The sequence below is a fragment of the Paenibacillus amylolyticus genome, from assembly GCF_050990605.1.
Taxonomy (GTDB): domain Bacteria; phylum Bacillota; class Bacilli; order Paenibacillales; family Paenibacillaceae; genus Paenibacillus; species Paenibacillus amylolyticus_H.
Genome location: NZ_CP158832.1, coordinates 6,236,167 through 6,249,711, shown reverse-complemented (window position 1 = coordinate 6,249,711; position 13,545 = coordinate 6,236,167). Strand labels below are relative to the sequence as shown.

The following is a 13,545-nucleotide window of genomic DNA, read 5'->3' as shown; positions in this document are numbered from 1 at the left end:
AGTAAAGACTTTAATTTCGAAAGTAATAAGGCCCTGGTAAGGCCATGTAGCTTGATAAAAGGGAGGAACGTTTGGTGATCGGTTATATTGGTAAACGAATGATCGCGATCATTCCTATCGTTTTTATCGCTACACTTGTGACCTTTGCGCTTATTCATATCTCACCGGTTGATCCGGCAGAGGCTTATCTGACAGCAGCTCATATCTATCCAACACCGGAGCTGCTTGCGCAAAAGCGGCATGAATTCGGTCTGGATCAACCCTTGTTAACCCAATATGCGCATACGATTCAGAAGATTGCCAAGCTCGACTTCGGCACTTCGTATCTCACCAATAAACCCGTATGGGATGAAGTGAAATTAAGGCTTCCGGCTACGGCCGAACTGGCCTTATGGAGTATATTGTTATCGGTCCTGGTGAGTATTCCTTTGGGAATACTGGCGGCTGTATATAAGAATAGCTGGATTGACATGGTCAGCCGTGCAATTTCCTATTTTGGAGCATCTATTCCGCAATTCTGGCTTGGTTATCTGCTGATCTTCTTTTTCTCAGTGAAATTGGACTGGCTCCCTGTGGAGGGGCGTGGATCGTGGGAGAATCTGGTTCTGCCTACGATTACACTCTCCCTGATTCTTATTGCGATCTATACCCGATTATTGCGTTCCAGTGTACTGGAGCAATTACAGGAGACCTATGTACAGTACGCAAGAACACGCGGAATCCGTGAACGAGTCATCATGCTCAAGCATGTCCTGAAGATCGCCATATCGCCCCTCATTACGGGGATGGGGATGAGTATGGGCAAGCTGCTCACAGGCACCATTATTGTGGAGCAGGTGTTTTCCTGGCCTGGGTTCGGACGATACTTTGTTGATGCAATATTTAACCGGGATATTCCCGTGATTCAATGTTATGTCTTCCTCGCGGCATGCCTGTTCATCGTATGCAATCTGCTCGTTGATCTGGTGCAGCTCTATATGGATCCACGGATTTCAGCGAAAGGACGGGCAGAACATTGATAAACAAATGGCGTGCGGTATTTAAAGGACAGAGAGCCATCCAGATCTGCTCGGTGATCATATTGCTTTTCTTCGTGATCGCGTTACTAGCTCCATGGATTGCTCCTCATGACCCTGTGAAGGTGAATCTGTTGCAGAAGCTGGCGAGCCCCTCGCTTGAGCATTGGCTGGGAACGGATCATCTGGGACGCGACAATCTCACTAGGCTGATGTACGGCGCGCGGGTGTCACTTGGATTTGCTACCCTGATCTTTCTGTCTTCATTGCTCATTGGCGTCATTGTGGGTTCGATCTCCGGTTATCTTGGTGGCTGGGTGGACAGTCTGTTGATGCGTTTGTGCGAAGGCATTATGGCGTTTCCGAATCTGGTGCTGGTGCTCGGTATTGTGGGGATTTTTGGTCCAGGTCTGATGCAGGTGCTCCTAGCCCTCATGATGGTACAGTGGGTGCATTATGCACGCATCTGCCGGAATATGGTCGTAAGTCTGAAGGAACGGAACTTCATCGCGGCGGCGCGGATTAGCGGCTCTTCTTCGTGGACGATTATTCGCAAACATATCATCCCCAACGTACAGCGTCCGATCGTTGTCATGGGCACTTTGGAGATGGGTTGGGCGATTATGGATATATCCGCGTTGTCCTTCCTGGGACTCGGTATTCAACCACCCAATGCAGAGTGGGGCGCCATGATCCATGAAGGAACGGGTTACATTCGCAGTCATCCAGAGCTGATGATCTACCCGGGTACATTGATTCTGCTGGTCGTCATTACGTTCAACATCTTGGGAGAAGCGTTATCCGAGCGTTATGGCATTGCAAAAGGTAGTGGTTCGGAATCGAAGGCATATAAGGGGTGAACGTAACGATGGATGATGCAGCGAAGGTACTCGAAGTTCGTGGTCTGCAAGTGAATCTTAGAACAGCAGAGGGTTCAGTCCCGTTACTGGAACCCATTGATTTTGAATTGAAAAAAGGTCGTGTCTTCGGTCTGGTCGGCGAGAGCGGCAGCGGCAAGACTGTTACATGTAACGCACTGCTCCATCTACTTGATCCGCGCAGGATGGAGGTATCAGGCAGTATCCGTCTGAATGGACGCGAGCTGGGTTCGTTGTCAGGCGAGGAGATGCGGCGCATCCGTGGCAAGGACATCGGATTTATTATGCAGAATCCGATGAATGCTTTTACACCCGTATACACGATTGGGTCTCAATTTATTGAAACTTTGCGTACGCATACGGGAATGTCCAAAGCAGCGGCAAGAGAGCTGGCCATTGCTGCCTTGGCAGATATGAATTTACCCGAACCGGCCAAGCTGATGAAGCGATATCCATTTCAACTGAGTGGCGGTATGTTGCAGCGGGTGATGATCGCCATATCGATGTGCCTGCGACCAGCCCTGGTGATTGCTGATGAACCAACAACGGCGCTGGATGTTGTGAATCAGTTGAAGGTGCTTCAGGAATTGGATCGGCTACGTACGGAATATGGCACATCCATCTTGCTCATCTCGCATGATCTGGGCGTGATCTCACAAATGGCGGATGAAGTCGCAGTCATGCAGAAGGGACGAATTGTGGAGCAGGCAGATGTGTACCAACTGTTCGATCACCCGCAGCATGAGTATACCCGGATGTTGTTAAATGCCAGACCTGGTATGTCTTTGGGACGATAGCGAATGACAGATGAGATGAATCGTTCAGTGAATGTATGTGTAGAGCCGTTATGAATTGTATTTTGAGTGGGTAGGCGTAGGGGTGGAATGGACATGGTGATGTGTAATTTCTTCTTCGGAGATTACTTCTGCCAAGTACAAGAGAGGAGGATGACCTGATGCTTCAGGTACGTGAAGTAAGCCATAGCTATGGCAAACGTAATTGGCTGGATCGTTCGGGAGCACGTCCTCCTGTGCTGGCAGACATTTCACTTACGATTGAAAAGGGTGTATGTCTGGGACTGCTGGGCACGAGCGGGGCAGGTAAAAGTACCTTGGGTAAAATCATACTTGGTCTGGAGAAGCCCAGCCAGGGTCAGGTTTTATTTCAAGGACAGGATATCTACCGCTCCAGCAAATCCGTGCTCAAGGGATTACGACGTGATCTGCAGGTCGTGTTTCAAGACTGTTACTCGGCTGTGAATCCGCTTATGACTGCTGCGCAGATCATCGGTGAGCCACTGGATAATTACGAGCGATTTTCGGCAAAAGAACAACTTCGTGTGGTCGGACAACTGCTTGAGCAGGTTGGGCTTACACCTGAGGATGGGAGCAAGCTTCCGCACCAGTTCAGCGGTGGGCAATTACAGCGAGTTAACATCGCACGAGCCATTGCGCTCAAGCCCAAGTTAATCGTACTGGACGAATCGATCAGCAGCCTGGATATGGTGCACCAGACGCAAATCCTGTCCTTACTGGCAGAGCTAAGAGCGTCCTACGGGTTGTCGTACCTTTTTATCACGCATGATATTCGGGCCGCCATGACCATCTGTGACCGCATTGCGGTAATGGATCAGGGAAGGCTGGTCTATAGCGGAGATGCGGGGGAAGCGGTCATGGAGTCGGATCATCCAGCTGTGCGGCAGTTGGTTACAGCTATTTTGCCTGAGCATCCATCGGGTCGTATTTCGTTTAAACCTCAGTGAAGTTATTCCGGTGCAAACCAGTGGAAAACTGCCAAATGATGTACAGATTGAGGAAATAAGACTTCTACGATTCGTTAGACCATAATGAATGCTAAAAGGGCTGTCCCCTACATCTTGAACAAGACGTAGGGGACAGCCCTTTTTTTGTAACTGGGATTAGGCACATTTTCTGCTTTCTGATATAAATTAAACTAAAATTACAATTGCGCTTCGCGAAAAACAGGACTACCTCTGAATTACGCATATCCCCAGATCTTTGATTTAACTTACAAGGTGAACATCTGGAGAGAAGCATTTACTTCCGATGAAGGCTTCTTGCAGAAATCTTTTACCCCATCTTCCGCCCAAGCTGTTCAATCTTATCCAACCAATTCTTTCTCTGTTCATCTGACTTCTTACCTACTTGATCTACAGTTGTTATCCGAACAGGTTTGATGCCGGTGAGTGCAAATGTGGAGATTTTCATCATTTTATGTGCGGGCTCACCCTGGAACCATTTGAAGTACCAACTCGGACCATCCATCGTGGTGATCATGCGAGCGGTGCGGCCTTTGAGCAGTTGATCCGGGAAAGGTTTTCCTTTTTGATACTTGAAGGCGTAACCTGGCATGAAGATTCGGTCAACAAAACCTTTCAGCAGGGCTGGTGGTCCTCCCCACCAGATTGGGAACACCCATACGAGATGCTCAGCCCACTTAATCAATTCTTGGGCTTGCAGCAAATCCGGTTCGAGTGGAAGTTTATTGCGATATCCTCCCTCCAGATTCATGTTGAACGTCAGTTCGTTCAGGGTGATCATGCGAACGTCGGCGCCGGCTTGAACCGCACCTTTACGGTAAGCCTCGGCGATTGCGCCGTTATAACTTGGGGAAACGGGGTTGCCTTGAATAATTAATATTTTCTTCATTGGAGATGACACTTCCTGACTATTTTAGTTAATGAACACTAACCTCATGTGCAAAAAGAAAAGGTCACGTGTGACCTGGTAATCCATTCGTATTGATGGTATGTTGACGATTCTCTTTTTATAACGTGCAACTCTGAACCTTTTTTGGAATTTGCGTGGGCGAATGGCTTCCCATCTCCATTGTTACTCCTGAGGTACGTTTCCCAACATCGATGCAAGTCGGTGAACCGTCTCCCCAGTGTAAGGTACCAACAGCTCCGGCAGTTCACCTTGCATACTGGAGACCGCCATGCGTGTAATTGCACCGATCACCAGAACGCCTGTGAGCCGTGAATCCTGCTGAGGCAGTTCACCCCGCAAGATTCCCTGATCGATCAGATCCATTAACGCATCCAATGGCTGACGGTAATCCTCGCTGCTTCCAGCTTCAATAAATATTTCATGATTCTGTGAAATCAGCAGCAGCCCGTAGGGATCTTCATCATGCAGATGGAGAACCTCGGTAACCAGTTGCTTGAAGCGTTCCAGCACCGGACCTTCCTGTCGAACATATCCGTCAATCAGTGAAGTATAGTCGACGCAGTATTGGGTGAAGGCTTCCAGTGCAACGGCATCTTTGTTTTTAAAATGTTTGTAGATCGCCGCATCGGTTACTCCGGCGGCGTCACCGATCTCTTTGACGGATATGCCGTCAACGCCTTTGGTTGCGAACAAGCGCATCGCCGCTTGTAGGATATCTTTCTTTTTGCTATCCACATGAGATTTGTTCTTCATGATTGTATAGTAAGTGATTACTAACCAAAATGCAACAAGCAATTTTGAAACGTTAAATTGCGACACTGAATAAGCGCTTACGAACAAAGCTTGCAGGCTTGAGAGAGGCAACGTATGATGAATAGAAATCAACATCGGAGCCGCAGGAAGAACGAAACGGATGGTGGATAGCGTGAAAGAAAAGATGGATGCATACAGCTGGGTGACACCCAAAGGAATGCTGAATGATCACTATATAACAAGCCGCGAACAGTTGTATCAAGGAATGAACGGACGATATGTGGAGCGATTCACTGTTCCTACTGGTGGAAGTTATATTTTTAAACCACTGACGAATCCTGCACAGCATGGACGGGAACGATGGATGTACGAGCGTGTAATGTCAGGCCTGCCACCGATTTATCCGCAGCTCATTGCAGCGTCGGATCTTACCACTGACCCGGCACAGAGCTGGATGATCTACGAGGATCTGGGGCAACTGATGCATGATTCACAAGAAGAGACAATGCTTGGGGTAGCGGTACATATGGCAACGTGGCATGCGTTGTCTGTTACGGATTGGAGCGAGCTGCCTCGCGTGGGCCAGAAACCGTCCATTCGCACGATGTTGGATGAGTTGCAAATGCATAAACAATCTACCATTGATCTATTGTCCAGGCTGGATATGCAGTTGTCTTCATCGGATTGGGACAAAATTACCATGTTGATCCTCACAGCTGAGGAAGAACTTCCTACCGTTCTGTGCCATGGAGACTTGCATCCCGGTAATCTGGCGGAAGTGGACGGCAGACTGGTCGTCTTGGACTGGGAGCATGCCCATCTGAATACACCGCTGTGGGATGTAGTCCATCTGGTGGATCTCTCACATCCGCTGTTTCCCAGAACGGTTACGCCTGCTTTGCGAGAGCGGGTTATAGATGTGTATCTGGACAAGCTGGGGAGCCTTGGCGTACAGATTGAACGGGTTTCTTTTGCGGAATGGTACAACGCCTATGCTATTGTATTCTCACTCTGGATGCTGCGTTTGATTGATGGTGATCTGAGAAGCGAGGAATGTGTGTGGCCGAAGGAACAACTGCGTAACCAATGGCACGAGACGACAGCGACGCTGGAACAGTGTATGAAGCAGATGAGTGAGGAATAGAAATGAGGGGTGAGAAGCTTGCGTAAAGTCGGACTTGTTATGCGTAAAATTCAATTCACAGAAGCACAGGGGCCACGCGTATTTGCGGATCGACTGAAGCAGATTGGTCTGGAGCTGGGGGTGGATATTGTGTTCATCTCGCCGGAACGTCATGTCAGCGGATACGACTGGTTGCCGGGTTATGAGCATGAGAAAGGTGACTTGGTGAACTACGATATCGTGCTGGACCAGATTCATAGCCAACATATAGAGCATGTCATCTACACCGTATCCGGGTTCACGTTTTTGAAGATGTTCTTACCAAAGAGTGTATTGTTCCCGCACAGTTTCCCCGATCCCGCGCTGACGGGATATGAGATGATGAAGCCTTTTTATACGATGGTGGATAAAGCCATTGTGCAGACCGAGTTTTTGAAAACAGAACTGGGCCGCAATTTTGGTGTACATGACGTGAACGTCATCCCGATTGGCTTTAGCGAAGAGCTGGCGAATCGGCACTATGACCCGAGCCAGGTCGTGCATAATCGGGTGCTCTGGATCGGTCGGGATGAGGCGAACCGTCGCCCTGATCTAGTTTTGGAGTACGCCCGGCAGAACCCGGACAAGGAAGTGTACATGGTATTCGGCGGCGTGCGCTATAAGGAAACCATGAAGAAGTATGACATTCCTGCCAACGTGAAGCTGAAGTTTGCGCTCACACAGGATGAGATCTTTACGTTGATGAATTCTGCGAAGGTGTATTGGAACTGTTCGGCCTTTGATACGTTTGCGATGCCGCTGACCGAAGCGATGGCGATGGGCAAAATGGTCGTGAAGCCGGAGCATGCCTGCTACGGTCACATTCGATCCACGCATGCCTTTGCAGGCAATGAGGACAATTGGTTCGAACTGGTGAACATGGCTGCGGCTGCGCCGCGCAGTGTTTCGGAAGACAACCGCGAGTATGCGTTTGGTGCCTTTTCGCGCACGAGGATGAAGGAAGGATACCGGAACTTTTTCTCAGATTGGTTGAAGTGATTCGATATGTATGCAGATATAACCGGCTTGAGGTTATGGTAGATCAACTTGAGCAATAAGGGTAGGACGAGCAACGATTACACATTCAGTTGGTGGATCGAAAACAGAGACAAAAAGGCTTCTAATCGGGTAGGCAATCCGATCAGAAGCCTTTTTGTTATCCCTAAATCAACGGGCGTTCTGATAGCGATCAACAGGGGGGTATATTATTTTGACCCGAATGAAATGGACATATTTTAGTATTTAACAAAAAAAATACGAGTGTTATGCTGTGAGCGTAAGGAAGGAGTGATCCTCAAATGAAAGCGCTATCTCCGAGAGAATATCAGATTTTGCATTTTCTATTGGAGCGTAGGGATTTCGTTCCGGTCAAAGAAATAGCCGGTCACATGAACTGGTCGGAAAAAACGATTTACAGGGAACTAAACGCCTTGGAACACAATTTGCATATTCGCGGAATTCGCCTCGAACGGAAGCCGGGAAGAGGTATTGCGCTGGCTTTAACCCAGGAACAGACGATGGAGCTGAGGAGAACGCAATGGACTTCGGGAAAAAGGGTGGTGACAACCCTTTCCGTAGAGGCGAGGAGAATCAAAATATTGACGAATTTATTATATGATTCTCCTGAGGAAACCTCGATTAACAAGCTGTCAGAAGAATACTTTATTGGCAAGGCATCGATTGTGAATGATCTCAAGGCCATTGAAGAACGAATTGAACCCTTTCAGCTCCGACTGGAAAAAAGCCAGCTCGGTACCCGTCTGATCGGTTCAGAGATTAACATTCGCAAAGCCATGGCTTCTCTCATTAATGAACTTGTGAGTGAAGAACGGGCGGGAGAACAAGAGGATGAATCTCGGATTGATGGTAACACACTCGTTGAGTTGATAGAACATTTTGGCTGCGATTCAGTTCAAGGGATCCAACGTATTCTGGAAGAAACCGAGCAGCAATTAGGATATACCATAGGTGATCCCTATTACATCAACCTGCTGACTCACCTGCTGATTTGTATCCGCAGACTGAAGAGTGGCAAGGTCATTCGATTGGCTGACGGCATTCCTGATCATCCCATAACTGACCCTCATGTACATTCCATCGCAAAAGCCATGGCCCAACAAATCAGTGAGCTATGCGGATTGGAATTACCCAGTGAAGAGATCTATTTCATCTATCAATATCTGATTTCATCAGGCATGAGTGTTCCGTCCCTTAATCTTGAGTTGTCAGGTCTGATGGACAAGGTTTGTCCAGAGTCTAAAGCGATGGTCAAGGAATTAATTCAGACTGTATCCAGGATGATCCGGCGTGATCTCACAACAGATGAACAATTGTACAAGGGTCTGATCATCCATTTCAAACCGATGCTGAATCGTCTTAAATACAACATTTCCATTCATAATCCTCTGCTGGAGGATATACGTGAGGCGTATGCCGAGATTTTCTCTCTGGTCCGTTTGGGGATGCTGCCCATGGCCCAAGCCTGCGGATTGAATTCGTTTAGTGATGATGAGATAAGTTACCTGGTCCTTTATTTTCAGGCATCCATTGAGAAAAGCAGTAAAAAGAAAAGAGTTATTCTGGTCTGTTCCACTGGAATAGGGACATCTCATTTGCTGAAAAGCCGGATCAATCGTTCATTTCCCGAATGGGAAGTCGTTGATGTCATTTCGACAAGCTGGTTCAAGCGTATGGAGGATTGGACGGACATTGATCTGATTATATCAACCGTGAAACTGGAGCATCATGACTTGCCAGTTGTGTATGTCTCGGCGCTATTAAATGACACGGATGTCAGCTTAATAAAAGCGAAGTTTAACGAGGAGAGGTTGAATCAACATCAAAGCAGGGTGTTTTCGTTTCCACTGCTCAGGGCGTACTTCCACCCATCTTATGTACAGATTGAAACAAATACGAAGGAACAATATACAGAAGGTACAGCATCCCGTCTGAAGCTGTTTGCATCCATACTCCAACACGTAGGCGCTAATCTGGAGAACCGGACATTTGCCGAGGCTAAGCTGAATAACCATTTGTCGGTTTTCCTGATCCGCAGTGATGTGAACATCAATCCCATCGTCGGTTTTAATGTCATTCAAGGGGAACCGAGCAATTGCAGATTGGAAATTGTAATCGCTTTCTTAAATGATGGACCACTAACTGAATTATTGATAGAAATACAAAGCTTGTTGATGTGCAGGCGCATGTATGAACAGATCATGAGAGTAACTACACCACAAGAGCTTTTCGAGATATTACAGTCCAAGCACGATCAGGAGGAGGACCATTATGGATATAACCAAGATTATCAACGAACGGTTGATTAAGCTGGATCTACAAGCACGAACCAAGGATGAAGCCATCGAGGAATTGGCGGATCTGCTTGCAAAGGAAGGCGCCCTTTCCTCCAAAGAAGAGTTTATCAAAGACGTCTATTTAAGAGAAGAAGAGGGTCAGACTGGCCTGGAGAACCACGTTGCGATCCCTCATGGCAAATCGGCGGCCGTCCTCAAGACCTCCCTCACCATCGGACGAACCGAGCACCCCCTTGAATGGGAGACCCTGGACGGCAAACCTGTCCATGTCGTTATTCTGTTTGCTGTACGGCTTGTAGACCGAAATACAACCCACATGAAGCTGTTGGTCCAAGTTGCGAGTATGCTGGCAGATGAAGAGGTGCTGGAACGTTTGATGCATGAGTCGGACTCGGCCCAAATTATGGAGCTCTTTGCTAGCAGAGAGAGCGTATCGTAGAACATGGCAATTCAGGAATTTTAATATGGAGCACAATACATCATTTGGAGGGATTCTGATGAACATTGTAGCCGTAGCCGCGTGCACTGCTGGTATTGCCCACACGTATATTGCCAAGGAAAAATTGATCAAAGGTGCTAAAGCGCGTGGTCATGAGATTAAAGTAGAGACTCAAGGCACCATAGGAACAGAAAACGAGCTCTCTAGGGAAGAGATCAGGGCAGCTGATGTTGTCATTGTGGCTGCAGATATCAAAATCGGTGGAGAAGAAAGGTTCAAAGGCAAACGGATCATTCGAGTCAAAACCGAGACGGTCATTAAAGCCCCAATTAAATTCATTGAAAAGGTGGAGCAGTCTTTAGGGGTATCCTCATAACAAGGGAGGCAGGGCGATGAGCGCAAAATCCAATCACGCAGGTTCAGTCATCAAAGGTCACCTGTTAACAGGCATTTCCTATATGATTCCTTTGATCGTTGCTTCAGGGCTGTGTATCGCGCTGGGACAAATTCTGGGAGGGGCCGATGTGGGCAAGGCGGAAGGTACCATTCCGTATATGATTAACCAGATCGGCGGTTGGGGCATGGGGCTGGTTGTCCCTTTAATTTGCGCAGCGATTGCTTATTCGATCTCGGACCGTCCCGGAATTGCTCCAGGATTAATTGTTGGTTTCATATGCAGTCAGATTCAAGCGGGGTTCATTGGTGGGATGCTGGGCGGATTTCTGGTGGGTTATGTCGTACTCGGTATCCGTAGATATGTGAAGCTGCCAAAGTCCATGCAAGGATTAATGCCTGTTCTCGTTATTCCGTTTCTGGCTACATTGATCTCTGGTTTAGGTATCTTTCTTGTCATTGGTCAGCCAATTGTCTGGTTACAGGACAGTCTTACCCAGGTGCTTGAATCGATGCAGGGGGGGTCCAAATTTGTTTTAGGTGCCATTCTGGGCTTGATGGCCACCTTTGACTTCGGAGGACCTGTGAATAAAACGATGTCACTGTTTGCCGATGGGATGTTAGTCCAAGGTATCTATGGGCCTGAGGCTGTCAAGTTTGTCGGCTCCATTATTCCACCATTGGGGATTACCCTATCGTATTTCCTGACGAGAAACAAATATACGGCAGCAGAAAAAGAATCGTTAAAGGCTGCATTCCCGATGGGAATCTGCATGGTCACGGAGGGTGTCATTCCGATTGCGGCAAGGGATCTGATCCGGGTGGTGACTTCCTGTGTCATCGGCTCAGCGGTAGCTGGTGGATTGATTATGATCTGGGGCGTTGAGGCTCCGGTGCCACACGGGGGATTATTCGTTGTACCCCTTTTCACCCATCCATGGCTGTTTATGTTGTCTCTTCTCATTGGAACCGGAATCTGCGGTGTAACCTTATCTTTATTGAAGAAGCCAGTTACGGCGATGGATGAAGAATTCGACGATACCGAAGACGAAAGTGTAACCTTCGATGACATTGTGTTCAAAGTGGAGTAATACTCGCCATATAGATAGCGCTTACAATTTAATTAAACTCATCTAAAGGAGATGTGTCTCATGTTGATTACGATGAAGGAACTGCTTAAAGTAGCCAAGGAACACCAATTCGCGGTGGGAGCGTTTAACGTGGCAGACAGTACATTTTTGAGAGCTGTGATTGAGGAGGCGGAGCACTCCAATTCCCCGGCCATCATCGCCATTCACCCGACGGAGCTTGAATTTTTGACGGATGAATTTTTCGCATATGCCAGCCAGCGTGCACATGCCAGCCATGTTCCACTGGTGATCCATCTTGATCATGGTGGGTCCATTGCTGATATCATCCGGGCGATCAAGTGTGGATTTACTTCTGTCATGATTGACGGTTCTCTGCTCCCTTATGAAGACAATGTGACTATTACTAAACAGGCGGTGGAGCTTGCACACGCCGTCGGCGTATCTGTTGAGGGGGAATTGGGGACGATTGGACAGACCGGTAATTCTATCGAGGGCGGTGTATCTGTAGTAACTTACACGAATCCGGCTCAGGCGGAGGACTTTGTGGCACGTACGGGAATCGATACATTGGCGGTGGCCATCGGTACAGCCCATGGCATATATCCCAAACATATTAAACCGGAGTTGCAAATGGATATTCTGAGAGAAATCAATCAATTGGTAGACATCCCTCTCGTTCTGCACGGGGGATCTGCCAATCCTGATCAGGAGGTCTCCGACTCCGTTCAGTTGGGGATATGTAAAATCAATATTTCCAGCGATATGAAACATGCATACTTCAAAAAAGCTCGTGAAATTCTAAGCACCACGGAATTATGGGACCCAAATGCCATTTACCCAGACTGCATTGTTGAGGCTCAAAATGTCATTCGTTATAAAATGAATCTGTTCAATTCCGCGGGCAAGGCAAACTTGTATAAAGGGCTGCGTTATGAGCAACGTCAGGCTGAAAGTGTGAGCCTTTACTAAGCCTGCTGGCGGGGCAAAGCACCATACGAACGATTCGCATTTCATCCCTCGGAGCCTTCCTGAAGCCCACCATTCCCGAATTTTATTTATCGTGAATGGTGGGCTTCATTATGTGATAAACTCTACACGTATCAGAATGCCTGGCGTCAATGTACATTCGGAGAATGTGTAAAGAAGGAGGGGAGTATGAGTGAAAGGCCTTATTATATTGACACTCCTTATTTGGGTCGCATTAATGATGATTGAATGGCTTATCTACCGGTTACAAGGACGGCGAATGACGTGGGTACAATATATATTGCCATGTGTGGCCTTGCTCGGCGGTGCCGTTGTAATCATGATCAGCATCGATATGGGCGGGTGGAACGGCATCGGATACGCCCTGCTCGGCGTATCGCTGGGTACCGCGGGAATGTTAACACTCATTACGGTGGCGATCAGGGATGTGGTGCTTCGGCGACGGGACAGGAATTAAGCGGAAGAATGAAACCTCTGTACTGTAAGATTGAATCAGGCGATGGGATGGTTGCAGGAATGCATTCGTCTGTGATATATTGACATTAATTATGACAAGGGAGGTGAAGACAGGTGAATCACGAGATGCTTAACAACCGTATTAGCCAGCTACCGATTGCTATGGCTGGCATTGTTCATACTTTTCTGATCAACGGGAGAAGTCTGTCCAATTTTGAATATACGGAAGTTAACATTTGCGAGAAGATGCCTGCCTTGACCTCATTCGGATGATAAGCGATATTGCTTGAATTCTGAAGGGCCGCGGAGCTAACCTCCTGTGGCTCTTTTTGTGTTGCGGTCAGGATCTTCCAACTATAGGAGGAA

General features: G+C 47.8%; 15 protein-coding genes. 13 read left to right on the top strand and 2 right to left on the bottom strand.

Annotated elements, in window-relative coordinates; genetic code table 11:
• Nucleotides 1–74 precede the first annotated feature (74 nt).
• From nikB to nikE, 4 genes are all read left to right on the top strand, one after another.
• A complete protein-coding gene (gene nikB / locus ABTV53_RS27530) occupies nucleotides 75–1,019 on the top strand; it encodes a nickel ABC transporter permease subunit NikB (RefSeq protein ID WP_433748640.1) in 945 nt (314 codons plus the stop codon).
• A complete protein-coding gene (gene nikC, locus ABTV53_RS27525) occupies nucleotides 1,016–1,876 on the top strand; it encodes a nickel ABC transporter permease subunit NikC (RefSeq protein WP_433748637.1) in 861 nt (286 codons plus the stop codon). The genes nikB and nikC overlap by 4 nt, the downstream gene beginning before the upstream one ends.
• 8 nt (nucleotides 1,877–1,884) lie before the next feature.
• Entirely contained in the window at nucleotides 1,885–2,691 is an 807-nt protein-coding gene (gene nikD / locus ABTV53_RS27520) for a nickel import ATP-binding protein NikD (RefSeq protein WP_433748635.1), read from the top strand.
• A 158-nt stretch (nucleotides 2,692–2,849) separates the two neighbouring features.
• Nucleotides 2,850–3,656: a nickel import ATP-binding protein NikE gene (gene nikE, locus ABTV53_RS27515; protein ID WP_433748632.1), complete on the top strand. Its 807-nt coding sequence runs from the start codon at nucleotides 2,850–2,852 to the stop codon at nucleotides 3,654–3,656.
• A 328-nt stretch (nucleotides 3,657–3,984) separates the two neighbouring features.
• Here nikE and ABTV53_RS27510 read toward each other — a convergent pair whose 3' ends face one another.
• Together ABTV53_RS27510 and ABTV53_RS27505 are read right to left on the bottom strand one after the other, a co-directional pair.
• On the bottom strand, nucleotides 3,985–4,563 hold the full coding sequence (locus tag ABTV53_RS27510) for an NAD(P)H-dependent oxidoreductase (RefSeq protein WP_433748629.1): 579 nt from the start codon (nucleotides 4,561–4,563) through the stop codon (nucleotides 3,985–3,987).
• A 183-nt stretch (nucleotides 4,564–4,746) separates the two neighbouring features.
• The gene (locus ABTV53_RS27505) at nucleotides 4,747–5,337 is read right to left on the bottom strand and encodes a TetR/AcrR family transcriptional regulator (protein ID WP_421896732.1); all 591 of its coding nucleotides are present in this window, start codon (nucleotides 5,335–5,337) and stop codon (nucleotides 4,747–4,749) included.
• Between the two features lie 172 nt (nucleotides 5,338–5,509).
• On the opposite strand from ABTV53_RS27505, the gene ABTV53_RS27500 reads away from it, so the two are divergent.
• The 9 genes from ABTV53_RS27500 (at nucleotide 5,510) to ABTV53_RS27460 (ending at nucleotide 13,452) form a co-directional block, all read left to right on the top strand.
• Nucleotides 5,510–6,481 carry a phosphotransferase family protein gene (locus tag ABTV53_RS27500; RefSeq protein WP_433748626.1) on the top strand — a complete coding sequence of 324 codons (972 nt, stop codon included), beginning with the start codon at nucleotides 5,510–5,512 and terminating at the stop codon, nucleotides 6,479–6,481.
• 18 nt (nucleotides 6,482–6,499) lie between these two features.
• The gene (locus ABTV53_RS27495) at nucleotides 6,500–7,498 is read left to right on the top strand and encodes a glycosyltransferase (protein WP_421896738.1); all 999 of its coding nucleotides are present in this window, start codon (nucleotides 6,500–6,502) and stop codon (nucleotides 7,496–7,498) included.
• Nucleotides 7,499–7,797: 299 nt separating this feature from the next.
• Entirely contained in the window at nucleotides 7,798–9,825 is a 2,028-nt protein-coding gene (locus ABTV53_RS27490) for a BglG family transcription antiterminator (RefSeq protein ID WP_433748623.1), read from the top strand.
• Nucleotides 9,788–10,252, top strand: coding sequence for a PTS sugar transporter subunit IIA (locus ABTV53_RS27485; RefSeq protein WP_421896745.1), 465 nt, complete (start codon nucleotides 9,788–9,790; stop codon nucleotides 10,250–10,252). Before ABTV53_RS27490 ends, ABTV53_RS27485 begins: the two co-directional genes overlap by 38 nt.
• Nucleotides 10,253–10,310: 58 nt before the next feature.
• The gene (locus tag ABTV53_RS27480) at nucleotides 10,311–10,628 is read left to right on the top strand and encodes a PTS fructose transporter subunit IIB (RefSeq protein WP_192271675.1); all 318 of its coding nucleotides are present in this window, start codon (nucleotides 10,311–10,313) and stop codon (nucleotides 10,626–10,628) included.
• A 16-nt stretch (nucleotides 10,629–10,644) separates the two neighbouring features.
• Nucleotides 10,645–11,736 carry a PTS fructose transporter subunit IIC gene (locus ABTV53_RS27475; RefSeq protein WP_433748618.1) on the top strand — a complete coding sequence of 364 codons (1,092 nt, stop codon included), beginning with the start codon at nucleotides 10,645–10,647 and terminating at the stop codon, nucleotides 11,734–11,736.
• A 60-nt stretch (nucleotides 11,737–11,796) separates the two neighbouring features.
• The gene (locus ABTV53_RS27470; protein WP_421896751.1) at nucleotides 11,797–12,705 is read left to right on the top strand and encodes a ketose-bisphosphate aldolase; all 909 of its coding nucleotides are present in this window, start codon (nucleotides 11,797–11,799) and stop codon (nucleotides 12,703–12,705) included.
• A gap of 190 nt (nucleotides 12,706–12,895) precedes the next feature.
• Nucleotides 12,896–13,180: a hypothetical protein gene (locus tag ABTV53_RS27465; protein WP_433748614.1), complete on the top strand. Its 285-nt coding sequence runs from the start codon at nucleotides 12,896–12,898 to the stop codon at nucleotides 13,178–13,180.
• A 113-nt stretch (nucleotides 13,181–13,293) separates the two neighbouring features.
• Entirely contained in the window at nucleotides 13,294–13,452 is a 159-nt protein-coding gene (locus tag ABTV53_RS27460) for a hypothetical protein (RefSeq protein ID WP_433748612.1), read from the top strand.
• The last annotated feature ends 93 nt before the right edge of the window (nucleotides 13,453–13,545 follow it).